Source organism: Stenotrophomonas nitritireducens, assembly GCF_001431425.1.
Lineage (GTDB): Bacteria > Pseudomonadota > Gammaproteobacteria > Xanthomonadales > Xanthomonadaceae > Stenotrophomonas > Stenotrophomonas nitritireducens.
Genome location: NZ_LDJG01000081.1, coordinates 1 through 805, shown reverse-complemented (window position 1 = coordinate 805; position 805 = coordinate 1). Strand labels below are relative to the sequence as shown.

Annotated in this window: 1 protein-coding gene; it reads left to right on the top strand. The window is 68.6% G+C overall.

Annotated features, from left to right (window positions below):
- Positions 1-207 precede the first annotated feature (207 nt).
- Positions 208-747, top strand: coding sequence for a lipocalin family protein (locus ABB22_RS17510; protein WP_055769587.1), 540 nt, complete (start codon positions 208-210; stop codon positions 745-747).
- Positions 748-805: the final 58 nt, after the last annotated feature.

Sequence of the window (805 nt, the reverse complement as noted above, 5' to 3'; positions counted from 1 at the left end):
AGTCGCCGCGGCGATCGCCGGCATCGCCCGTCGATGGCGCGGAGGATCGCCGACCGGGATCGCCGCAACAAAGGAACCGCCCGGAGCCGTTCCTGGCACCGCGTGTCGATGGCCCGAAGAGACCCCGCCAGGGACGCCGGCAACAAAACCTTTACTTCGCCGCACCCGGCTTTGCATAGCCTGCGTCCGATCCACGGAGGCCAGACCATGCGCCGTCGCCTGCTCCTGTCGTTGCCACTGTCCCTGCTGTTCTGCTGCGCCGCACTGGCGGCGTCGCCGGTCGAATCGGTCGAACGCTTCGACCTGGACCGCTACGCCGGCCAGTGGCATGAGATCGCGCACCTGCCGGTGTCGTTCCAGAAGAACTGCGTAGCCGATATCACCGCCGGTTACCGGCTGCGCGCCGATGGCCGCATCAGCGTGCTCAACCGCTGCCGCACCGCCGACGGCGGCACGATCGAAGCCGAAGGCGTGGCACGCCCAGTGGCCGGACACGCCGGACGCCTGCAGGTCCGCTTCGCGCCGGACTGGCTGTCGTGGCTGCCATGGGCATGGGCCGATTACTGGGTGATCGCGCTGGACCCGGATTACCAGTGGGCGATGATCGGCGAGCCGGGACGCCGGTACCTGTGGATCCTGTCGCGCACGCCATCGATGGACGGCGCCCTGCTCGAACGGCTCAAGCGCCAGGCCACCGACATGGGCTACGACCTGGCGCCACTGCGGGTCATGGCCCCCATACAGTGATGCCGTCCAATGGCCGGCACCACCGGGATGCATGGGAACGAAAGCCCCCTGAGTCAGG